Source organism: Herbaspirillum sp. Her4, assembly GCF_057961335.1.
The window spans coordinates 4,039,082-4,059,880 of sequence record NZ_CM176330.1 but is presented as its reverse complement, the minus strand read 5'-3'; the positions used below and the strand labels follow the sequence as shown (position 1 = coordinate 4,059,880).

At 64.2% G+C, this 20,799-nt stretch carries 19 protein-coding genes and 1 riboswitch; of the genes, 9 read left to right on the top strand and 10 right to left on the bottom strand.

Going from position 1 to position 20,799, the window contains the following annotated elements; all coding sequences use genetic code 11:
• Positions 1-54 precede the first annotated feature (54 nt).
• Positions 55-1,515: an efflux transporter outer membrane subunit gene (locus ACWFUC_RS18415; protein WP_489622944.1), complete on the bottom strand. Its 1,461-nt coding sequence runs from the start codon at positions 1,513-1,515 to the stop codon at positions 55-57.
• Positions 1,516-1,747: 232 nt separating this feature from the next.
• Positions 1,748-2,932 carry a citrate synthase family protein gene (locus ACWFUC_RS18410; RefSeq protein ID WP_489622943.1) on the bottom strand — a complete coding sequence of 395 codons (1,185 nt, stop codon included), beginning with the start codon at positions 2,930-2,932 and terminating at the stop codon, positions 1,748-1,750.
• A gap of 102 nt (positions 2,933-3,034) precedes the next feature.
• Here ACWFUC_RS18410 and ACWFUC_RS18405 point away from each other — a divergent pair, with 102 nt between their 5' ends.
• The 4 genes from ACWFUC_RS18405 to ACWFUC_RS18390 all read left to right on the top strand — a co-directional run bounded on the left by ACWFUC_RS18405 (position 3,035) and on the right by ACWFUC_RS18390 (position 6,677).
• The gene (locus tag ACWFUC_RS18405) at positions 3,035-4,420 is read left to right on the top strand and encodes a CoA transferase (protein ID WP_489637254.1); all 1,386 of its coding nucleotides are present in this window, start codon (positions 3,035-3,037) and stop codon (positions 4,418-4,420) included.
• 49 nt (positions 4,421-4,469) lie between these two features.
• Positions 4,470-5,162: a signal peptidase I gene (gene lepB / locus ACWFUC_RS18400; RefSeq protein ID WP_286869228.1), complete on the top strand. Its 693-nt coding sequence runs from the start codon at positions 4,470-4,472 to the stop codon at positions 5,160-5,162.
• Positions 5,163-5,270: 108 nt separating this feature from the next.
• Positions 5,271-5,921 carry a TetR/AcrR family transcriptional regulator gene (locus ACWFUC_RS18395; RefSeq protein ID WP_280920959.1) on the top strand — a complete coding sequence of 217 codons (651 nt, stop codon included), beginning with the start codon at positions 5,271-5,273 and terminating at the stop codon, positions 5,919-5,921.
• Positions 5,922-6,242: 321 nt separating this feature from the next.
• Positions 6,243-6,677 carry a hypothetical protein gene (locus ACWFUC_RS18390; RefSeq protein ID WP_227022714.1) on the top strand — a complete coding sequence of 145 codons (435 nt, stop codon included), beginning with the start codon at positions 6,243-6,245 and terminating at the stop codon, positions 6,675-6,677.
• A gap of 20 nt (positions 6,678-6,697) precedes the next feature.
• Here ACWFUC_RS18390 and ACWFUC_RS18385 read toward each other — a convergent pair whose 3' ends face one another.
• The 4 genes from ACWFUC_RS18385 to budC are packed head-to-tail and all read right to left on the bottom strand — an operon-like array spanning position 6,698 to position 10,861.
• Positions 6,698-7,501: an endonuclease/exonuclease/phosphatase family protein gene (locus ACWFUC_RS18385; protein WP_489622941.1), complete on the bottom strand. Its 804-nt coding sequence runs from the start codon at positions 7,499-7,501 to the stop codon at positions 6,698-6,700.
• Positions 7,501-9,810 (bottom strand): VTT domain-containing protein, encoded by a 2,310-nt coding sequence (locus ACWFUC_RS18380; protein WP_489622940.1) that lies wholly within the window; start codon positions 9,808-9,810, stop codon positions 7,501-7,503. Before ACWFUC_RS18380 ends, ACWFUC_RS18385 begins: the two co-directional genes overlap by 1 nt.
• A gap of 51 nt (positions 9,811-9,861) precedes the next feature.
• Positions 9,862-10,041 carry a hypothetical protein gene (locus ACWFUC_RS18375; protein ID WP_134222494.1) on the bottom strand — a complete coding sequence of 60 codons (180 nt, stop codon included), beginning with the start codon at positions 10,039-10,041 and terminating at the stop codon, positions 9,862-9,864.
• Positions 10,042-10,075: 34 nt separating this feature from the next.
• Positions 10,076-10,861, bottom strand: a complete 786-nt coding sequence (gene budC, locus ACWFUC_RS18370) for a meso-2,3-butanediol dehydrogenase (protein ID WP_489622939.1) — start codon at positions 10,859-10,861, stop codon at positions 10,076-10,078.
• A gap of 349 nt (positions 10,862-11,210) precedes the next feature.
• Between budC and ACWFUC_RS18365 the strand changes: the two genes are divergently transcribed.
• From ACWFUC_RS18365 to ACWFUC_RS18345, 5 genes are all read left to right on the top strand, one after another.
• Positions 11,211-13,643, top strand: a complete 2,433-nt coding sequence (locus tag ACWFUC_RS18365) for an ATP-binding protein (RefSeq protein ID WP_489622938.1) — start codon at positions 11,211-11,213, stop codon at positions 13,641-13,643.
• A gap of 51 nt (positions 13,644-13,694) precedes the next feature.
• Entirely contained in the window at positions 13,695-14,420 is a 726-nt protein-coding gene (locus ACWFUC_RS18360; protein WP_039787064.1) for a methyl-accepting chemotaxis protein, read from the top strand.
• Positions 14,417-15,025: a hypothetical protein gene (locus ACWFUC_RS18355; RefSeq protein ID WP_489622937.1), complete on the top strand. Its 609-nt coding sequence runs from the start codon at positions 14,417-14,419 to the stop codon at positions 15,023-15,025. The genes ACWFUC_RS18360 and ACWFUC_RS18355 overlap by 4 nt, the downstream gene beginning before the upstream one ends.
• Before the next feature lie 31 nt (positions 15,026-15,056).
• Entirely contained in the window at positions 15,057-16,010 is a 954-nt protein-coding gene (locus tag ACWFUC_RS18350) for a chemotaxis protein CheX (RefSeq protein ID WP_489622936.1), read from the top strand.
• Positions 16,011-16,086: 76 nt separating this feature from the next.
• A complete protein-coding gene (locus tag ACWFUC_RS18345) occupies positions 16,087-16,455 on the top strand; it encodes a response regulator (protein ID WP_039787057.1) in 369 nt (122 codons plus the stop codon).
• Between the two features lie 347 nt (positions 16,456-16,802).
• Here ACWFUC_RS18345 and ACWFUC_RS18340 read toward each other — a convergent pair whose 3' ends face one another.
• The 4 genes from ACWFUC_RS18340 to ACWFUC_RS18325 form a co-directional block, all read right to left on the bottom strand.
• Positions 16,803-17,669, bottom strand: a complete 867-nt coding sequence (locus ACWFUC_RS18340; RefSeq protein ID WP_489622935.1) for a PCC domain-containing protein — start codon at positions 17,667-17,669, stop codon at positions 16,803-16,805.
• A 307-nt stretch (positions 17,670-17,976) separates the two neighbouring features.
• On the bottom strand, positions 17,977-19,293 hold the full coding sequence (locus ACWFUC_RS18335) for a voltage-gated chloride channel family protein (RefSeq protein WP_489622934.1): 1,317 nt from the start codon (positions 19,291-19,293) through the stop codon (positions 17,977-17,979).
• 89 nt (positions 19,294-19,382) lie between these two features.
• Positions 19,383-19,456, bottom strand: a riboswitch (Fluoride riboswitch).
• Between the two features lie 65 nt (positions 19,457-19,521).
• A complete protein-coding gene (locus tag ACWFUC_RS18330; RefSeq protein ID WP_489622933.1) occupies positions 19,522-20,346 on the bottom strand; it encodes a tetratricopeptide repeat protein in 825 nt (274 codons plus the stop codon).
• Between the two features lie 19 nt (positions 20,347-20,365).
• The gene (locus ACWFUC_RS18325) at positions 20,366-20,740 is read right to left on the bottom strand and encodes a cupin domain-containing protein (RefSeq protein ID WP_134222486.1); all 375 of its coding nucleotides are present in this window, start codon (positions 20,738-20,740) and stop codon (positions 20,366-20,368) included.
• Between the last annotated feature and the right edge of the window lie 59 nt (positions 20,741-20,799).

Here is a 20,799-nt window from a genome sequence, read left to right as displayed (position 1 = left end):
CCTGAAACTCGTCCTGGAAAATGCACATGGGATTCGGAAGATGGGCCGCGCACATCAGCGCGCTGCCATCGGTGCCTGCACGCTGGCCGGATCGGTCTGTCCGACCTGCCAGCCGCCGCCGGTGGCCTTGATCAGCGCCACGCTGGCGACCAGCTGGCGGCCCAGCAGGGTGACTGCGCTGCGCTGGTTGGTCAGGGAGGTGGCCTGGGTGGTGACAACCGACAGATACGTCACGGTGCCGGCCTGGTACTGGCTCATGGCCAGCCGTTCGGCCAGCTGCGCCGATCTGACGGCCTGGGCCTGGGCCGCGCTTTCCTGATCCAGCACGCGCAGGGTGGAGAGGTTGTCTTCCACGTCCTGCAAGCCGGCCAGGACGGTCTGCTTGTATTGCGCAGCGGCAGCGTCATAGGCGGCCATCGCGGCGTCGTTGCGGGCAGTGCGCGCGCCGCCATCGAAGAGCGTCTCGGCCAGCGCTGCACCCAGCGACCAGACGCGGCTGGGCGTGTTGAACAGGTCGGCGAACGAGGCGCTGTTGTAGCCGCCGGTGGTCGACAGGGTCAGGGTCGGGAAGTAAGCCGCACGGGCCACGCCGATATTGGCGTTGGCGGCAGCGGCCAGGCGTTCGGCATTGGCGATGTCGGGGCGGCGCTCCAGCAGGTCGGAGGGCAAACCTGCCGGAATCTGCGGCAGGCTGGCCTGCAGGCGCAGGGCATTGGCATCCATGCCGCTGTCGGTGGCCGCCGCCGCTGGCAGGGGAGCCAGGCTGAAGGCCGCCGGTGCCTTGCCGATCAGCATGGCGATGGCGTGTTCCAGCTGGTTGCGGGTGGCGTCCAGGTCGATCAGTTGGGCCTGGGCCGAGCGCAGCTGCGTCTCCGCCTGGGCGACGTCGGAACGCAGGGCGGTACCGGCTTCGTATTGATGGGTGGTCAGTTGCAGCGAGCGGGTATAGGCCTCGACCGTGCGGCGGTACAAATCCTTTTGCAGGTCCGTCACGCGCAGTTGCAGGTAGTTCTGCGCCAGCGTGGCCTGGATCGCCAGGCGGGCCGCGGCCAGGCTGGCGGCGCTGGCCTGGGCGCTGGCATCGCCGGCCTCGGCACCGCGCCGGATGCGGCCCCAGACGTCCGCTTCCCACGAGGCATTCAGGCCCACGGTGTAGCTGTCGCCCAGGCGTTGCACGCCGTTGGTATTGGTCTGCGCCCGGGCCGCACCGGCCTGCGCGCCGACGGTCGGCCACAGGCTGGCGCGCGCCACGGCGGCTGTGGCCTGGGCCTGGCGATACTGGGCAGCGGCTTGCTGGATGGTTTGGTTGGCGGCGTTGGCCTGATTGATCAGGTCGTTGAGGATGGGATCGCCATAGGCTTCCCACCAGCGTTGATGGTCATCGGCCTGGCGCGGCGCGGCCACTTTCCAGGGGCCTTGTTCCTTGTAGGCCTGGGGCAGATCCATGGCCGGGCGCACGTAATCGGGCCCGACCGCGCAGCCGCCCAGCAGCGCTGCCAGCACCAGTACCGTCATTCCCTTCTTGGCGCGGAAGGGGGAGTGTTGTGGGGGATGAGTGAAATGACGAAGACGGGCGCTGGCTGCGACGCGGCGAAACGGGACGACCATAGGGCTCACGATGATGGCTTGCGGATGAAGGACTGGCCGGCCACGCGGCACCCCTCAGCACCCGAGGCCGACCCCTGCTTACGACGCTAATGTAAGCTCGGCCGCTCAACGCGAGGCTGACATCAACATGACAATTTTGTCAGCCAGGACGTACACCGACATAGGCAGCCCGCGGCCGGATCAGGCTGCCGCTGCGGCCCTGTTCCAGCGCATGGGCGATCCAGCCCAGCGAACGCCCCAGCGCAAACAGGCCGAAGGCACTGCCGGGCGGCAGGTGCAGATGGCGCCGCACTGCGGCCAGGGCAAAGTCCACCGAGGGGGGATGGCCGGTCAGTTCGCGGACCACGTCGATGGTTTGCTGCCAGCGCGGATGGACCGGCAGCAGCGGTGCCAGCAGGGCGGAAGCGCGCACGTCACCCTGTGGATAGAGATGGTGGCCAAAGCCGGGCAGCTCTTCGCCGCGCGCCAGCCGCTGGCGCAGGCTGGCGGCGGGATCGTCCTGTTCATCCAGCGTCTCGAGCAGGGCTTCGACACGCGCCGTGGTGCCGCCATGCAGCGGCCCGGACAGCGCGGCCAGCCCGCCGATGACGGCCGCCTGCAGGTTGGCGCCGGTCGAGGCGATGCATCGGGCAGTAAAACCCGAGGCATTGAGTTCATGGTCGGCGCACAGCACCAGGGCACGGCGTATCAGCTGCGCACCGGCCGCATCCAGTCCCCAGGCGCTGGCACATTGCTGGTGCAGGGGCGCGGTGGAAGGCGCCGTTCCAAGCAGGCAGGCCGCCAGGCGGCGTACCAGCAAGCCGCAGCTGGCCAGCTGGCGCGGCAGCGGCAGGTGCCATTGGGCGCCGATGTCTTCGGCGCAGGCCAGGGCAAACAGCGGCAGCAAGGTCTGCTCGGCGCGGCCTGCGCTCCACTCGGACTGGAAGCTCTCCATCCGTGGCGGCCGGGCCGGCGCCACCGGGCCAAAGGCATCCTCCACCGTGCAATCCCAGAGCAGGGCGGCAACCTCTTCGACGCTGGCCTCGGCGCTCAGGGTCACGGCATCATGGCCCCGGTAATAGAGCCGGCCGTCTTCGATCAGCGTGAGCGCCGATTCCAGCACCGGCAAGCCCCAGTCCAGTGCTGCCCGCGCCACCTCGCGCGGCTTGCGTCCACGGAAACGGCTGGCGGCCAGCCGCTCGACCTCGGTGGCCAGGTAGCGGCGGTCGCGGGCCTGCCCGCCGGGATGGGCGTGCAGCAGGCCGCGGCTGACGTAGGCGTAGAGCGTCTGGCGGGATACGCCGAGCAAGGTGGCGGCCTCGGAAGAGGAAAGATAGCGGCTCATGGGGGCCCTGAAAGACAGACAAGTTGATTAAATTAATCAATATTGACGATTAATTCAAGGCTAGTATCCTGCAGTCATCGCCCTTTCATTCCGAGGATTGCCATGACATCCCTTTCCCCCTCGCAAGCCATGCTTGCCACGATGTGGAACGCCCTCGACGGCGATCCTGACGCTCTTGCCGCCGTGGGCCTGACGGGCGAGGGCGGTTTGCCGTCGGTGTTTGCCACCACCGACCTGGCCCAGGCATCGGTGGCGGCATCCGGACTCGCGCTGGCCGGGCTGGTCAGCGGTGCCGGCGGGGCCTTCCCCGAAGTGAACTGCGATCGCCGCCTTGCAGCAATGTGGTTCAGCAGCAGCCTGCGGCCCGAGGGCTGGGCGCCGCCGCCTTTGTGGGATGCGGTAGCGGGCGATTACCGCGCCGCCGATGGCTGGATCCGCCTCCACACCAACGCCAGCCATCACCGTGCTGCAGCCCTGGCAGCGCTGGGCCTGGATGCAGGGCAGGCCACGCGCGAGGACGTGGGTCGTGCCGTCTCGGGCTGGCGCGCCAGCGAACTGGAAAGCGCCGTGGTAGCCCACGGTGGCTGCGCCGCCGAAATGCGCAGCCAGGTGCAATGGGCAAGCCATCCGCAAGGCGCGGCCGTGGCGGCCGAGCCGCTGGTGGCCTGCCGTTACTTCGATGCGGCTGCGGCCGCGCCGCGCCCGGTGGACCCGGTGCGGCCACTGGCCGGGGTGCGGGTACTGGATCTGACGCGGGTGCTGGCCGGCCCGACTGCCACGCGTTTGCTCGCCGCTTTCGGGGCCGATGTGCTGCGCATCGACCCGGCCTCGTGGGAGGAGCCCGGCGTGGTTCCCGACATGACGCTCGGCAAGCGTTGCGCCGGACTGGACCTGCGCCAGCCAGCCGGGCGCGCCGTGCTGGAGGCGCTGGTGCGGCAGGCCGACGTGATGGTGCACGGGTATCGTGCCGATGCCCTGGAGCGCCTGGGGCTGGGTGCGCAGCGGCGGCGCGAACTGAACCCCGGGCTGGTCGATGTGGCCCTCAATGCCTACGGCTGGAGCGGTCCGTGGTCGTCGCGGCGCGGCTTCGACAGCCTGGTGCAGATGAGCAGCGGCATTGCCGAGGCCGGCATGCGCGCCGCCGGCAGCGACAAGCCGGTACCGCTGCCGGTGCAGGCGCTGGACCATGCGACCGGTTATCTGATGGCGGCGGCCGCCGTGCGCGGGCTCACCCGGCGCCAGACCGGTGGCGGCAGCCAATACCGCTTGTCGCTGGCCCGTACTGCCCGCCTGTTGGCCGATTATCCGGCCGCCTCAGGCCAATCGCCGCTGGCCCCCGAAACGATGGCCGATGTGCATCCGCATCTGGAAATGACCGTCTGGGGCCCGGCCCGGCGCCTGCGAGGCCCGCTCAGCGTGGGGGCGGCCGAGATGGCGTGGGACCGGCCGGCCTCGCCCTTGCGCAGCGTCCAGCCCGCATGGAGCTGATTTCATTTAGCATGGTGGTCTTCGTGAAAACAAACAACGAGACGGCAACATGAGCTTCCCCCTCAAACAACTGGCAGCAGCCAACAAGGGCCTGCTGGCCTTCATCGCGCTGATGGTGGTGTTTCGCAGCGCCATCGCCGACTACAACGTGGTGCCCAGCGGCTCCATGCTGCCGACCGTGATGGTGGGCGACCGCATCCTGGTCGACAAGCTGGCCTATGACCTGCGCCTGCCGCTCACCCACATCAGCCTGCTGCGCCTGGGTGAACCGCAGCGTGGCGATATCGTCACCATCGATTCGCGGCAGGCCGGCGAACTGCTGCTCAAGCGCATCATCGGGCTGCCGGGCGATGTGGTGGAGCTGCGTGACAACGTGCTCTTCATCAATGGCCAGCCCGCCAGCTACGGCCCGGCGCACGCGCGTCCCGAAAGCGGAGATGGCGTCGACCAGGCGCGCTACCGCGATGAAAGGCTGGACGGGATGAATCACCTGGTGCGCCTATCGGAGGCCCATCCCAGCCTGCACAGCAGCTTCGGCCCGGTGGTGGTGCCGGCCGATCATTACATGATGCTGGGCGACAATCGGGACAACAGCATGGATTCGCGCTACTTCGGCTTCTTTGCCCGCAGCGAGCTGATGGGGCGCACCCGTCGCATCGCCTTCTCACTGGATGCCGACCAGTTCTACAAGCCGCGTCTGGAGCGTTTTGGCCGTCCCTTGGACGCGGTGACGATGCAGTAATGAGATTTCCGGGATTTTTGTCACAAAAATCTTCGTTTTTTTGCTGTCAATCGCTCAAGTTGTCCAAAAGCATGCCGTTATCAATGACGGAAAACATGCCTTTGTCATCTGGAGCACATCATTTCTCTCACCTTCATCTCCGATCCGGCCACCGGTCGCCGCAGGAATGCCGTCAGTCATGACGCCATCCTCGATGCCACTTATGTGATGCTCGAGGAGATCGGTTTCGACAAGCTCTCGCTGGAGGGCGTGGCGGCGCGCGCCGGCGTAGGCAAGGCCACCATCTACCGCTGGTGGCCCAACAAGAGCGCACTGGCCATGGAAGCCCTGCTGCGCGCGGTCGAACCGTTGCCGCCGCTGGGCGACAGCGGTTCGGCCCGCGACGACATCGAACAGCACATGCTGCAGCTGTCCCAACTGTTGCGTGGCAAGTCCGGCCGGGTGGTGCGCGAGATGATCGCGCTGGCTCAGTTCGAGCCCGAGAGCCGCCGCATTTTCAACGACAACTACCTGGAGCCGCGCCGCCTGGCGCTGGTCAACGTGCTGCGCCGTGGCGCCCAGCGCGGCGAATTCCGGGAAGATGCCGACCTCAACCTGGTCTTCGACCTGCTGTACGCCCCCGTACTGCAGCGTCTGCTGACCGGCAGCGCCGACATCGATGAACGCCAGATCCAGTCCCAACTGAAACTGGTCCTGGGCAGCATTGCGCTGTCCCAACCCCTTTTGACGCCAAGTAAAATTTCGAGCCAACAAACGTAAATTTTATTGAGCAGTACCCCGATTGCACCTAGAATCCGAGACGAAACGTATCGTATTGGTTCTGGGCAAGTGAACTTTTGCGTCAAAAATCAGCCATTCCGGGCCACCGGGATACGCTGAAAGCGCCAGCAGACGGCGGCTTTCGACGACAAGAATCCATCTCTTCCTCCGCAGAGGGCGCGGAGGACAGCCCTCGGGAAATGCGAGCCACCTGTTCAGCGGGTGACCTGCTTCTTCCCATGCACCGGTGCAGGCCGGGGCAATTCCAGACGACGTTGATCCGAACAGACATTGCCAGCATCCCTCACGGGAGACTGGCGCATGGTTGCCGCCGCGCATTTGGGCGTCGTCACGACGGCGCGTGGGCAACCCAGGGGCAGACCACACATGCAACATATGCCAGTGCAAGGGGGAAATATGCACAGCAACGCAATGCAGTCATGCCGGGGCGGTGATGCTTCCGGCGATGGCCAGGAATTCTGCCGCCGCTATCGCAAGATGCGGCGCTGGTGTCTCACCGGCTTCGTCGGCATTCCGTTTTTGCTGGGATTTCTCTGGCTGCAGTTCGTCGCCGCGCGCAGCGGCGGCGAGTTGTTCTATGCCGATCACGTCTGCGATTGCCGTGAGGCAGTCTCGATGTGGGTACGTGATTATGTATGGACGCAGATGATCTGGCTGCCGGGCAACATGCTGTTCCTGCTGATCTGGATCGCGTTGGCAGTCAAGCTGTGGAGCGGCAAGCGCAGCGCAGGCTGATCCTGCGCGTCATCAGCTGGTCAGCCATCGATATGGGCCACCAGCGGCAAATGGTCAGAGGCCACGCGTGACAGGGCGGTGCGGTGGACCTGCACCTGCAGCAGGCGTTGACGCGGGCTGATCCAGATGCGGTCCAGCGCAAACAGCGGCCAGCGTGATGGGAACGTGCGCGGCGCGGGTGCGGCCTCGAAGTGGGAAACCAGCCAGCGCAGGGCACGCCCCCACATGAACCATTCATTGACGTCTCCCATGAGGATCACCGGCGCCTGGTCGGTATCGAAGGCCTGCAGCAGCCGTTTGATCTGGGCACGCCGCTCAGCGGGCTTGAGTCCCAGATGGGTGGCGATCACGCGCAGCATGTGGCCGTGGCAATCGATATCCGCATCCAGTGCGCCGCGCGGTTCGCGGCTGCCGAAGGACAAGTCGATGCTCTGTTTGGCCAGAATGGGGTAGCGGCTCAGGACGGCATTGCCATAACGGCGTTCGGCACTCTCCATGGTCGGTCCCTCGACCGCGAAAAATCCAGTCTCTTTCCTTAGCAAGGACAGCACATCCGGCTGCGAGGAGCCGCCCAGGGGCACTTCCTGCAGGGCCACCACATCCGCATTGATTTCCTTGAGCACCTGGACAATGCGCTGCGGGGAGAATACGCCATCGGTGCCGATCGCCCCATGGATGTTGTACGTCGCCACGGTGAGCGGCCATGGGTCGAGGTCGCGCAAAGGCACATCGCCGGTGAGGACGAGTTCCTTATCGGAACGCGCCTCCGCCGTCGACGCCGGCTGGTGCCCGGCGGCACGCTGGGACAGGCTACCGGAGCGCATCAGGCCTGCCTCGCCTCCACGCCATGCTCGGCGCTGACGCGCGCCATGTCCTCATCGCCCGGAGTGTGCGGCGCAGGGCTCTTGCGGGTGGACGGTGCGGACGATTTCGATTTTTTCCCGACGCGCGGCTTGAGCAGCTTCTGCAAGCCAAACGCCATCAACATCAGCGCCGCGGTCACGCCGACCAGAATCAGCACGGTCTGCAAACTGGGATGGCGGATGGCTTCGGCCAGGTTGTGCGAGAACACCACCGTCAGCGCGATACCGGGGGCCATGCCGATCAAGGTGCCCAGCAGGTAATCGCGCAATCCAAGGTGCGACGCACCCGCCACCACGTTGACGACCGTGAAGGGCGCAATCGGCAGCAGCCGCACCACGGCCATGGCAGCGATGCCGCGCTGGGCAAAGCGTCGGCTCAGGTTGTTGATGCGCGGACCCAGCATGTCGCGCAGCGCGTCATGCCCCAGCCAATGGCCCAGGCCGAAGCCGAGCAGGGCGCTCAAGCTCACGCCCGCCGTGGCATACAGGCCGCCATTCACCGGCCCGAACACTACCCCCGCGACCGCGATCAACACCGTGATGGGTACCATCAGCATGCCCGCCACCACGAAGGCCGCAATCACGATGGCCGGCGTGAAGGGCATCTGGTCGACGCTGCGCGCCAGCGCAATCAGCGAGCTCAGATTGATCCATTCGCGCAGCGGTGTGAAGCGCCAGGCCAATGCAAAGACCACCAGTGCCACGGCCAGCACGCCCAGGCCGATCATGCGGCGCGGGACCGGCTTTCTGGCACTGTGCGGCACATAGGCATCGACGATTTCATCGGGGCTGATGGGGCGTTCCGGATCGAAGACGGCATTGTCCTGGGTCAAGGCATCCAGCTCCGGGATGAGGCGCGGATCCATGGGGCGCAGTTCGCGCCGTTCTGCCTTGCGCAAGCGGGCGATGGCGCCATGCAGGCTCTGGTCCTGCTGAAGGGCAGCTTGCACATCGGCAGCTGCGACGTCCAGATGCTCGGCCAGCAGGCGGTTGCGCATGAGCGCGATGGCCGCGCGGATTTCGTCCTGCTTGGCGGCATCGCCCTGCAATTCGATGGTCAGGTTGCATTCGGTGTCGAAGGCCATGGAGCGATTGCTCATGTTGGCCGAGCCGACCGAGAACAGCCGGTCATCCATGCTGAATACCTTGCTGTGGACGTTCAGGCAGCAGCCATCCTCCAGGCCGGGCAGATGCGGGCAATACATCTGGTAGCGCGTAGCGGCCTGCTCGCCCTGGTTTTCCAGGGCGCTTTTGAGACGGTGATGGATGCGGGCGCGCAGCGCGCCCATGGTGGCCTGCTCCAGCCAGCCGCTCTGGGTCTGCGGAGATATGACGGCCACTTCGGGGCCTTGCGGTTCGCGCAGGCGCGCGCCAATCGCTTCGGACAGCACGTTCGAGGTGAAGTACTGGTTTTCGAAGAACAGGTGATGCTGCGCACCGGCGATGGCATCAAGATAGAGTTCGCGCACTTCAAACACCCCTGGACGATCTTCGTAGGCAGGTTCGGTGCGCGAGATGCCAACCCGCAGATCGCACAGATCGGGCTCGAATCCCTGTGGCCATGGATCATCGGCAGGCAAGCTGGTGGCTTGCATCAACGCGGTACGGCGTTCGGCATAGCCGGCCAGGCTCCAGCGCCGACGCGCCAGTTCGCCCAAGGCACGGGCGACATCGCCGTCGACCATGGCCTGCACGTCATGGAAAGGGGCGTAAGGCTTGTCGTCGGGATCGCGCCGCAGCGGGTTCTCTGGGAGATGTTCCGGCGTATCCCAGCGGCAGCGGGTCAGGTCAAGGCCGCCCACGAACGCCAGCTTGTCATCGATCACCACGATCTTCTGATGATGCGAAGCGCCGACCGGATGGCGCGCATCGGTACGGAAATGCAGCCGCTTGTTACGCGCACGGCCCGGCTTGCGGGCAATCATCCATTCACGTTCCAGCGCGTAGAGCATGGCGTAGTCCCAGTTCAGCACGCGGATGTGCAGATCGGGCTGGCGCTCGACCAGCGCATGCAGCAGGTCACCCAGCTGCGGCGGCAAGCCATCGTCGGTGTCATTGATATCGGGTACCAGGACGGTACGGCTGTCGATATCCCAGCCGAGAATGAAGACGCTGCGCCGGGCGTTGAGCAGGGCCATGCGCAAGGCGCGGAAATAATCGGCGGCGTCGATGAGCAGCTTGAAACGCTGCGCATGTTCCACCCGCCAGCAATTGCGGCCGGGCTGCAGCAGCCCCGCTGCGGGGAATTCCTGGACAGGGGTGGACGACATCATGGCCTCCGGCGACACGTGAGTTTTGTGATCGTTGTGGTATGAATGGGATCAGGGCTTGCCAACAGACATCGGATGTTCATCCGTGTCGGTCGATTGCCGGGACGGATCCGTCGCGCCGTTGCTGCGCTCTTGCACCGCCTGGTGCGGCAGAGGCTTGGGCTTGCGCTGATCCATGCCGGTCTCGGTGGATTCCGTGGTTTCTTCGGGCAGGGGAATCTTGTCGCTCACGATGGGCTCCTCTTCACTTTCAATCACTTGTGGTTCATTGCGGCGGCTGGCCGTTGGAGGCGGTGACGCCACCGTCGACCGGCAGGTTCACACCGGTCACGAAGCCGGCATCAGGGCTGGCCAGGAAGGCGATCACGGAAGCAATCTCCACCGGGTCCGCACCGCGTCCGAGCGGAATGCGTTCGGCGAACTTGGCCAGCTGTTCCTGGTCCTCCGCCACATCGGCGGTCATGCCGGTGAAGGTAAGGCTGGGGCAGACGGCGTTCACGCGTATGCCTTTGCGGCCGAAATCCAAGGCCATGGCGCGGGTGAGGTTGACGACGGCACCCTTGGAGGTGTTGTAGGCCGCCAGATTCCAGTCGGCGCCCAGTCCCGAGACCGAGGCCACGTTGACGATGCAGCCGCGCGTCTTCTCCAGATGGGGCATGGCTTCGCGCGCCCCGTAGAACACGCCGTTGACATTGGTGGCCTGGACGTGGTGCCAGTCTTCCGGGCTGACCTGGGTGATGTCGCCTTCGGCGAAGATGCCGGCGTCGCTGACCAGGACGTCGATGCGGCCAAAGCGTTCGATGGCGAATGCCACCATCTGGCGCACGTCTTCATGGTGCGACACATCGGTTTCGCGCGCGGCGCTGCGCTCGGCCGGCAGGGAATCGAAGACCTTGGTCAGTGCGGCAGCATTGCGGTCGGCCAGCAATACCTTCGCGCCTTCGTCCGAAAAGCGGCGCGCAGTCGCTTCGCCGATACCGGAGGCAGCCCCGGTAACGATGACGACCTTGTCCTTGAAACGTTGCAATTGGGAGGGATTGAGGCTGGGCATGGGAGGCTCCTGTTCAACTGGCAAAGCAAATGGGTAAGCGTGAGGACAGCAGGGCGCATGGGGCCAAGCCGCCAAAAGCTTCACATTAGGCCCTTCCTCGGCGGCAGCCCATCGGACAGCTCCCCAAGCTGATGTAGGAAGATGCTGTCGCAGATCGCCCTCGGGAGGGCAAATGCGAGTCTCCGATAAACGCAAAAGTGTAATTTTTTGTTGTCATGGAGCAGTAATACTTCAGTGCAACAATGCGCCCCGCATCCAGACCGGCTGTTCATTCGTTCAGTTTCCAGGGAAGAAGCTGAAGCAAATGACCAAACCCGCGCCGGTTCACCGCCACCTCAAGGGGAATTCCATGACCATCCGCATGCGTATCACGCTATTGGTGATACTTACCTTTGTCGCGATCGCCGGTATCGGCGGCTACGCGATGATGCAATCCCGCAGCAGCGCCGTGGAGGTGCGTTCGGTGACCGAGGGCGTGATGCCCAGCGTGCTGGCCTCGGCCGATCTCATGGGGCAGTTGAAGGATGTGCAGTTGGCCGCCATGGTGATGGTCAACGAGACCGACAATCAACTGGTCGCGCAGGAAAACGACAAGCTGGCCGAGAAGAAGGCCGTGCTGGAAAAGGCACTGGCCCTGCAGGCGCAGCAGGCTGAGGGCGTAGCGCAGCGCGGGCTGATCGAGCAGGCCAAGGAAAGCCTGGACAACTACTTCGGTGCCATCGATACCACCGCCAAGTTCAAGCTGGCCGGCAAGAACGAGATCGCGCAAGCGCAGTTCTTCGGCGGCGTGATGCAGTACCAGACCGAGCTGGAAGGCATCGTCAACACCCTGCGCATCGAGAAGAACCGCTTCAAGGACAACGCAATTGCCTCGCTGAACGGCAAGCTGGCGCAGACCACTACCACCATCAGCATTGTCACCGTGGTGGCAGTATTGCTGCTGGGTGGCCTGGGCTTCCTGCTGTATCGCCAGATCACCGGTCCGATCAGCCGCATGGCGGCCATGATGGGCGAGATCGCCACCAGCCAGGACTTCACCCGCCGCCTGCCGGTGCAGCGCATGGACGAAGTGGGCCATTCCATCGTCGCTTTCAACGGCATGGTCGAGAAGATCGAGGAAGCTTCGGCCCAGGTGCGCCAGAAAACTGCCGACATGCAGGCCATGTTGCAGAACATTCCGCAGGGCATTCTCACCATCGTCGATGGCAACAAGGTGCATCCGGAGTATTCGGCCTTCCTGGAAACGGTGTTCGATACCACCGACATCGCCGGCCGCGACCTGATGGAACTGGTCTTCTCCAACACCAATCTCGGCGCCGACACGCTGTCGCAGATCGAAGTCATCGGCGGCGCCTGCATCGGCGAAGACGTGATGAACTTCAGCTTCAACGAACACCTGATGGTCGGCGAAATCGAAAAGACCATGGCCGATGGTAGCGTGAAGATTCTCGATCTCTCGTGGTCGCCCATCACCGATGAGCAGGACATGGTGATCCGCCTGATGCTGTGCGTGCGCGATGTGACCGAGCTGCGCCACCTGGCTGCCGAAGCCAACGAGCAGAAGCGCGAACTGGAAATGATCGGCGAAATCCTCGCCGTGGCCCCGGCCAAGTTCGCCGAATTCATCGTCAGCGCCCGCCGCTTCCTGGACGAGAACGAGCAGATCGTGCACCAGAACCCGCAAGCCACGGCCTTCGCCATCGCCAAGCTGTTCCGCAACATGCACACCATCAAGGGCAACGGCCGTACCTATGGCCTGCTGCACCTGGCCAACGTGGTCCACCACACCGAGCAGCATTATGACGACCTGCGCCATCAGGACAGCGGTGCCGTCTGGAACCAGGAAGAGCTGCTGCTGCAACTGGCCCAGGTACGCGAGATCATCGACCGCTACGCTCGCATCAACGACGTCACGCTGGGCCGCGGTGCCAGCGCCAGTGCCGGCGGCGACCAGGTGCTGCCGGGCTACCAACGCCATGTCCTGACCATCGACCGCAAGCACATCCAGGAAAGCCTGCTGCGTCTGGAGAACGTCAATACCGCCAACCTGCACGAGCTGGTGGCCGTGCGCAACGACGTGCGCCGTACCCTGCGCCTGCTGGGCACCGAGACCATCGAGGAAGTACTGGCCCCGGTCATCGATTCGCTGCCGGCGCTGGCCAGCGACCTCGGCAAGTCGGCCCCGGTGGTGCAGATCGACGACAACGGCTACGTGGTCCACAGTTTTGCTTCGCCGCTGCTGCAGAACGTATTCATGCACCTGATCCGCAATGCGATGGATCACGGTCTGGAATCGGGCGAAGAGCGACTGGCCAAAGGCAAGCCCGAAGCCGGTACCATCAAGCTGGAAATGGGCGTGATGGAAGACATGTTCCAGATGGCCCTGTCCGACGATGGCCGTGGCCTGGCGCTGCACAAGGTGCGCCAGATCGCTATCGAGAAGCAGCTCATCAGCGTGGACCAGGTACTCACCGATGCCGAGATCGCGCGCCTGATCCTGCAGCCGGGCTTCTCCACACGCAGCGAAGTGACCGAGGTATCGGGACGCGGCGTGGGCATGGATGCGGTGCTGGATTTCGTCACCCGTGAACACGGCAAGATCGAGATCCGCTTCATGGATAGCGAAGAGGGCGCTGCCTTCCGTGCCTTCCAGATCATCGTGATGCTGCCGGAAAACGTGGCGGTGGAAGTCGATGGCATCGACGTGCCGTATCCGGTGGCGGGACAGGAAATCGCTGCACCGGCGGTGCTGCCGCCGGGCGGCGATGCACAGGTCGCCTGATTCACCTGGCGCGATCACGCAATCTCATCAAGACAGCAGGAATAGCACGCCATGTTTCAATCACTTCTTCTGGTGGCGCTGGGCGCTGCCCTGGCCGGCCTGCCGATGGCCGCGCTGTGGCTGCGCCAGAAGCGTCGCGCGCGCCAGCTGATCGATGCCGGTCAGCTGGAACGCGTGCGTGACCAGGCACAGGCCGCACTCGCCGAGCAACAGCAGCAATGGAGCGCGCACCAGCAACAGCTGGAACAGGATCGGCTGGCCGCGCAGCAGCATATGGCCGAGATGCGCCGCGAGAGCGAGGCCATGCTGGCGCGCCTGTCCAGCGAGCAGTCCGATCACGTGTCGCGCGTGCGCCAGAGTTGCGACGAGTCGCAGGACACCATCAGCAAGCTGCTGGGACTGGTGCGCACCTTCGAGCGCTGGCATGACGACATGAACGAGCTGATCGCGCACAACCGCGAGATGCATCGCAAGAACGACGAGTTCGCGCTGATCGTGAATCAGGTCATCATCGTGGCCCTGAATGCGTCCATCGAAGCTGCGCGTGCCGGTGTGCATGGCCGTGGCTTTGCTGTGGTGGCGCAGGAAGTGCGCGATCTGGCGCAGCGGGCCGAGAAGCTTTCCAAGAGCTATCGCGCCAACCTGTACCAGAACGACCTGATCACCACCACCACCTTCCAGGACCTGCAGGCCGGCGGCAAGATGATCATGGGCGCCGTCATCGGCCTCGACCTGATCAACAAGAAGACCCGGCAAGCCCTGGCCGAAGCGGCATGAGCGCCAACGACATGGACGAGCTGCAGGCGGTAGCCGAGGTCGTGGCCGACGAGCGCATCAGCGCCAGCGCGCGCGACGGTTTCGATACCCTCCTGCAGCAGGCGCTGCGCAGCAGCCTGGTGCCGTCGGACGCCAGTGCGGAGATCTCGGTGGTGGAAGACATCGCCGCCCTCACCGGGAAGAAGATGGTGGTGCTGACCATCTCGTCTTATCTGTTCCGCCTGATGGTGATGTTCCACTTCACGCCGGACGCCGCCACGCGCGGCCACTTTGCGCGCCTGACGCGGGTGTCTGCAGGGGAGATGGGCGAGCAGGCCTTGATGGATGCGATTGCCGAATGCGGCAATCTTTGCTGTGGCATTTTCAACCGCGAACTGGGGCGCTTCTTCCCGCACCTGGGCATGTCCACGCCCAACGTGATCGATACGCAGTGCGTGGCCTACCTGCAAAAACTCAACTGCGCGCACGTGCGGCATTTCGCCATCGACATGGCGGACGCGCCGCGCCTGCACGTTTCACTGGCTCTTTCCACTTACGACCGGCTGGACTTTGCCGTGGCACCGGGCGAAGAGGCCGATACCACGGGCGAGCTGGAACTGTTCTGACCATCCAACGATTCGGGGGGATCTCATCACCATGGAAGCCACTGCCAGCCTTGACAACGCCATCACCAGCAAGATGCTGGTCCTGGACCGCGACGCCGACTGCTACGACACCATCAAATCCTTTTGCGAGCGCCACAACCTGGTCGGGCTGAAGGCGCATGAAGAACATGTGATGGCGGTCTTGCGCAGCAACGTCGACCTGGGCGGCATCATGCTCTCGGAAAGCCTGGCCGGACTGGGCGAGGGCGGGCGGGGCCTGGCGCGCCGCATCCGCGAGGTGCGTCCGGAATTGCCGATCTTCCTGCGCCGCCGCCGGGAAGCTGCTGATGTCGAATTGTCCGAACGCGATAGCGAACTTTTCAGCGCCGTCTATCGCATCGAGCACATCGATGCGCTGGCACCGGCGGTGGCCTCGTCGATTTTCAGCCAGCAATACCCCAATGCACTGGTGCGCGGCATTGCCGAGATCAGCCGCATGGTGCTGGAGAGCCAGTTCCCCGGCATGCAGGTCGAGATCGAGCAGCCTTACCTGGTGCGCGACCGCATCATCTTCGGGGAAGTGTTCACGCTCATTCCGCTGGAGAGCAGCTGGTGCCGTGGCTACATGATGCTGCAGGCGGAACAGAAGACGCTGCAGGCGCTGGCACCGGACGAATCGGGCGATTTCCGCCATCTCAACAATGCGCTGGGCGAACTGACCAACCTGATCTGGGGCTGGTTCAAGAACCGCTTCATCAACCAGAGCCAGCCCATTCATCAACTGAGCCAGGTGCCGATCATCATCAATCACCAGCATCGCTACATTTCCTTCGGTTCGGAGGATGCGCAGCTGTGCTTCAAGTACCTGCTGCGTCGTGACGACGGCGCACCGCTGGTGCTGCTGCAGCGCTTCATCTTCAACCTGTCGTGGTCGCCGGAGGATTTCACCGAGAACCAGACCTCGGTGGAAGAGCTGTTCGAATCTGGCGAGCTGGAACTGTTCTGAGGCCGGGGCAGCACACCGGCATTGGTTTACCTTCCCCTCAAGCAATTACGCAAATCAAGCAAAGAGAGAATTCAAGATGGCACAAATCCTGGTAGTGGACGATTCGAGCACCGTGCGCGCCGAAGTCGGTGACTTCCTCAAGAAAAATGGCCTGGACGTGGCCCTGGCCGTGGATGGCCGCGATGGCCTGGCCAAGCTCAAGAGCGATCCGGCCATCAAGCTGGTGGTGTCCGACGTGAACATGCCCAACATGGATGGCCTGACCATGGCCGAGAAGATCCGCAGCGAACTGGGCAATGCCACTGTGAACATCATCATGCTCACTACCGAGAATTCGCCCATCATGAAGGAACGTGGCAAGGCGGCCGGTATCAAGGGTTGGATCGTCAAGCCCTTCAAGGGGGAGGCGGTGTTGCCGACGTTCAAGAAGCTGGTGGGTGTTTGAGTCGATAAGATAGCTAAAGAGAACTCATGATCCTGCAGCATGATTCTTGATCGGCTCGCTTGTTTGCGAGCCGTTTTCATTTCCGGCGTTACTACTGTCCTGGGTGATTTGACGTGGCTACAATGATCGTCCGTTCATGATCCAATCCGTTTCAAACCGAGCGATATGCCGAAACTCAAGCAAGGAACGATTCTGCCCGGCCGCCGCGAAAACGCCGCCCTCACAAAGGCTGCTCTGGCCGACCCGGACACGCAGCTTCTCACGGCGGAGCAGTTCGCAGCGATGCGTCCGGAGGGCGGACGTGGCAGATCTGCGGGAGTGGCTGGCGCAGCACAAGCTGGCTCGAATCACTTCTCTTCCAGCACCAGTTCGAAACAGATCAGCACGGGATTACTGCCGCGCTTGAGCACGCCTTCACAGACCTGACCTTGGGGATTGATGAGGCCGATGTCCAGGCGGCCGACTCCATCACGCACTTCGCCCGAGCGGATCAGGATTTCAGTGGCACGGTCTTCCAGCACGCGTCCGTCTTCAAATTCCGCCCCGATGATGCTGCCCACGCTGCCGCGCACGACGGCATTGCGCATGCCCTGCTCCGCGCAGGCCTGTTCGACGGCGATGGTGAGATCCTGGTCGGGGCGGATGCGTGCCAGTACCAAGCGTTTTCCACTCGCTGAGAGGGGCTGGTCGCTCAGCCGGGTAGGGTAGAACAGGGTGAAATTGGTCTCGGGATCGTAGCGAGTCGCCATGGTGGCGTCGTGCAGACCCCAGGCTTGCGCGGGCGTACTGGCGCCGACCACGGTTTTTTCCATCATCAGGTGACCACCCTGGCGCTGGCCATCGCGGCCGCGCCAGATGGCGTGACAGTGCACGAAAGGCTCGCCGTCCTTGCGTCCGGCGGTGGCGCAGGCGTATTCGATCACCGTTCCTTCTTCCATCGCCTGTGGCGCGCTGTAGAAAGCGGCGTGCTGGTCATCCACCGCCAGTGCAGGCATGAGGAAGTGAAGGGGGGAGACAGGGAGGTTGGCGAAGCGCACGGTACCGCCATCCAGGCCCGCGCGTGCCAGCGGAATGCTGATGGCGTCACGCAGGTTCATGCCGGCTTCGAGGGTGAAATCGAGATGCATCGCCGGACCGGACAGGGTAACGATGCGCTGCGGGTCGGGCGGGCCGGGGTGGCGGACGGTGCGGGCGAAGGCGGGTGCGGCTGTCATGCGGTCTCCTTGGCAGCTGGGCTGCAGGCGGTGCGGCTTTGAGGGGCCGTCGGGGCTGGTTGAGTTCGGGGATTATCGCGCGTTCGGTGGCGGGGTGCCGGTGAATGTTTTTAATCCGTCAGCACGCAGATGAAGTTTGCAACTGCATATGGTCACTCACAATGAGTGCTGACACTTCTGCGGACACCTCTGGCTCGATCAGCAGTACAGATGGAGGAAATGACCATTACAGTCCCGATACAGCGCACTGTACAGTTATGCTGTCCGCCTCCCGCTGCACGAGACAGGGTACCGGCCCGGCCTCACATCACTTCTCGCCGATACTCTCCTGCTCCCGCTCCGCCTGGCGCCGCGCCCTGTAGGCGCCAATCTCGCCGATCTTCAAGCCTTCCGGCAGCGACAGATACTTCCCCTGTCCCACGCGTTGCGCATGATAGATGCCGGTATGTCCGGAGAACAGATAGGCCACCACGCAAGCCAGCGCCGCAAACGGACCGATCTCCGGCCCGAACAATTCGACGGCCATGATGGTGGAGGCAATCGGCGTATTGGCCGCGCCCGCAAAGACCGCCACGAAGCCGATCCCGGCCAGCATCGAAAATGGCAGATGCAGCAGGGGGGCCAGCGCATTGCCCACTGTCGCGCCGATATAGAAGAGCGGTGTGACTTCGCCGCCCTTGAAACCGGTGCCCAGCGAGGTCACCGTGAAGACCATCTTGCCCAGGAAATCCCAAGGGGCCAGCGGTTGCTGGAAGGCTTCCACGATCACCGGGATGCCGAGGCCGATGTAGCGTTGCGTACCCAGCGCCCACACCGCCACCGCAACGATGGCGCCGCCGATGAACGGTCGCAGCGGCGCATAGCTGACGTGACGCTTCATGAAGGCCGATAGCCGGTGCGTGCTGTTGGCAAACACCATGCCGACCAGCCCGAAGACCACACCGGCCGCGATCACCGCCGCCACGCTCCACAGCGCGACCGGTACCACGCCGCCCATGTGGTAGTGGGTGTGATGCACGCCCCAGGCCAGCCCGACCTGATCGGCCGCAATGGCCGCCACGAAGCAGGGCAGGATGGCGTCATAGCGCATGCGGCCGATGGCCAGCACTTCCAGTCCGAACAATGCACCGGCCATCGGCGTGCCGAAGACCGACGCAAACCCGGCGCTGATGCCGGCCATCAGGAGAATGCGCCGGTCTTCCGTGCGCAGACGCAGCACCGTGGTCAGCTGATCGGCCAGCGCGCCGCCCATCTGCACGGCCGTGCCTTCACGGCCCACGGAAGCACCGAACAGGTGCGACATCACGGTGCCGAACAACACCAGCGGCGCCATCCGCAGCGGGATCACCTTTTTCGGATCGTGGATTTCATCGATCAGCAGGTTGTTGCCGGCTTCCACCGGCTTGCCGGTCTTCAGGTACAGCCAGCCGACCGCAAAACCGCCCAGCGGCAGCAACCAGATGATCCACGGATGGGTTTCACGCCAGTGCGTGGCGTAGTCCAGCGCGAAGAGGAAGAAGGCCGATGCCGATCCGGCAAGGGCGGCGATCAGGCTGGCGATCAGACACCATTTGATGATGTAAGGCAGCAGGTGCAGCTGTTCGGGGAGTTTATGATTTTTCATGTGACCAGAGTGCTGAATGAACATCCTGGCACACCGGGTGCAGCGCGCGCGAAGCAGAAAGGCGAACGCCTACAGCCCCGGATTGCCAGGTCACTGTAGGCATCATCAGCCCCAACAGGACGTTGGTGGCGGTTGAAGGAGGAATGCCATCTCCTTGACCCCGATAGTAGCAAGATTGAAGCTCATCGACAACGGCGCGTTGTCTGTTGCAGACAGTGCATAGGTCAATCATCCACGCAGGGCCGCTTCCAGGTCACGCAAGTGCAGCCAAAGCCGGCCGCTGCTGCCTGCCGTGAGGGCGTGGGCGATGCGGCCGAACCACTGCGGCTGCAGCCGCAGCGCCGTGCGGAAGGCCTGCAGGGCATCGTCCATGCGATGTATCTCTTGCAGGGCCACACCCAGGTTGAGCGCGGCATCGGCATAGCCGGGACGCAGTTGCAGCGCGCGGGCAAAGGCGTCGACGGCGGCGGCACCTTCCTTCATATCCTGCAGCGTCAGACCGAGGTTGAACCAGGTCTCGGCTACCTCGGGACGCAGCCGGCACGCTTGTTCAAAGGCCTCACGGGCGGCGGGCAGCGCGCCCAGTTCGCGCAGGGCGCTCCCCAGGTTGAGGACGGCTTCCATGGCTTGCGGCGCCAGCGCGACGGCCTGGCGCAAAGCCGCTACGGCCTCCGCATGCCGCCCCACTGCCGACAAACTGGTGCCGAGGTGGAAATGCGCCTGGCTCAGTCCAGGCTGATGTCGTGCCGCTGCGTCGAAATACTGGACGGCCGTGGCGGGATCGCCTTCGGCCAGCGCTATCCGGCCGGCCATGAGTAACGAGGGCACATGCTCCGGCCGCGGTGCCAGGCTCAGCAGGATATGTTGCCGCGCCTGCGCCAGCGCCTGCCGGTCCAGCGCCAGCATGGCCAGCAGCTGATGGGCCGCCGGATGCTGCGGCACCAGCGCCAGCAAGGCGTGGCAGACTTGTTCGGCTTCTGCGGCACGTCCGGCATTGTAGTGCTGCAGGGCGGCGCCCATGATCTGGTCGGGAGCGGCTGGCGAGGCGGACATGGCGCGGGCAGGTGGTTGTTCAGCCAGCGGCGCGTTCGACGATGACGTAATGCTTGCGCACCGGCTCCAGCACTTCAAAGACGCCCTTGAATCCCGCCGGAATCACCATCGCATCGCCCGGACCCGCTTCGGCCGCATGGCCCTGTTCGTCGATGACGCGGCAGCGGCCTTCGAGGACGCAGAAATATTCATCTTTGTTGGGGGCGAAGGCGATGCGCCAGCTGCCTTTTTCGCAGGCCCAGATGCCGGCGTTCATTTCTCCGCTGGCATTGGTGAAGTGATTCCACGTGGTGCGCAGCGGATTGCCCTCCAGGCGGCGGTCTTCGCGTGGGTGGTCGTATTCGGGCGCAGGGGAATTCAGGCGGAACTGGGTGATGGCAGGGGTGGCGGACATGATGAAGAAGTGGGCAGGCAGCGGTCAACGGCGAGGCCAGCAGTGTAACAGCAGCAGGC

Coding starts and splice junctions, on each gene's coding strand:
- ACWFUC_RS18415 (WP_489622944.1), bottom strand. CDS start 1,515: ATGACGGTACTGGTGCTGGCAGCGCTGCTGGGCGGCTGCGCGGTCGGG.
- ACWFUC_RS18410 (WP_489622943.1), bottom strand. CDS start 2,932: ATGAGCCGCTATCTTTCCTCTTCCGAGGCCGCCACCTTGCTCGGCGTA.
- ACWFUC_RS18405 (WP_489637254.1), top strand. CDS start 3,035: ATGACATCCCTTTCCCCCTCGCAAGCCATGCTTGCCACGATGTGGAAC.
- lepB (WP_286869228.1), top strand. CDS start 4,470: ATGAGCTTCCCCCTCAAACAACTGGCAGCAGCCAACAAGGGCCTGCTG.
- ACWFUC_RS18390 (WP_227022714.1), top strand. CDS start 6,243: ATGGTTGCCGCCGCGCATTTGGGCGTCGTCACGACGGCGCGTGGGCAA.
- ACWFUC_RS18385 (WP_489622941.1), bottom strand. CDS start 7,501: ATGCGCTCCGGTAGCCTGTCCCAGCGTGCCGCCGGGCACCAGCCGGCG.
- ACWFUC_RS18380 (WP_489622940.1), bottom strand. CDS start 9,810: ATGTCGTCCACCCCTGTCCAGGAATTCCCCGCAGCGGGGCTGCTGCAG.
- budC (WP_489622939.1), bottom strand. CDS start 10,861: ATGCCCAGCCTCAATCCCTCCCAATTGCAACGTTTCAAGGACAAGGTC.
- ACWFUC_RS18365 (WP_489622938.1), top strand. CDS start 11,211: ATGACCATCCGCATGCGTATCACGCTATTGGTGATACTTACCTTTGTC.
- ACWFUC_RS18360 (WP_039787064.1), top strand. CDS start 13,695: ATGTTTCAATCACTTCTTCTGGTGGCGCTGGGCGCTGCCCTGGCCGGC.
- ACWFUC_RS18355 (WP_489622937.1), top strand. CDS start 14,417: ATGAGCGCCAACGACATGGACGAGCTGCAGGCGGTAGCCGAGGTCGTG.
- ACWFUC_RS18350 (WP_489622936.1), top strand. CDS start 15,057: ATGGAAGCCACTGCCAGCCTTGACAACGCCATCACCAGCAAGATGCTG.
- ACWFUC_RS18345 (WP_039787057.1), top strand. CDS start 16,087: ATGGCACAAATCCTGGTAGTGGACGATTCGAGCACCGTGCGCGCCGAA.
- ACWFUC_RS18340 (WP_489622935.1), bottom strand. CDS start 17,669: ATGACAGCCGCACCCGCCTTCGCCCGCACCGTCCGCCACCCCGGCCCG.
- ACWFUC_RS18335 (WP_489622934.1), bottom strand. CDS start 19,293: ATGAAAAATCATAAACTCCCCGAACAGCTGCACCTGCTGCCTTACATC.
- ACWFUC_RS18330 (WP_489622933.1), bottom strand. CDS start 20,346: ATGTCCGCCTCGCCAGCCGCTCCCGACCAGATCATGGGCGCCGCCCTG.
- ACWFUC_RS18325 (WP_134222486.1), bottom strand. CDS start 20,740: ATGTCCGCCACCCCTGCCATCACCCAGTTCCGCCTGAATTCCCCTGCG.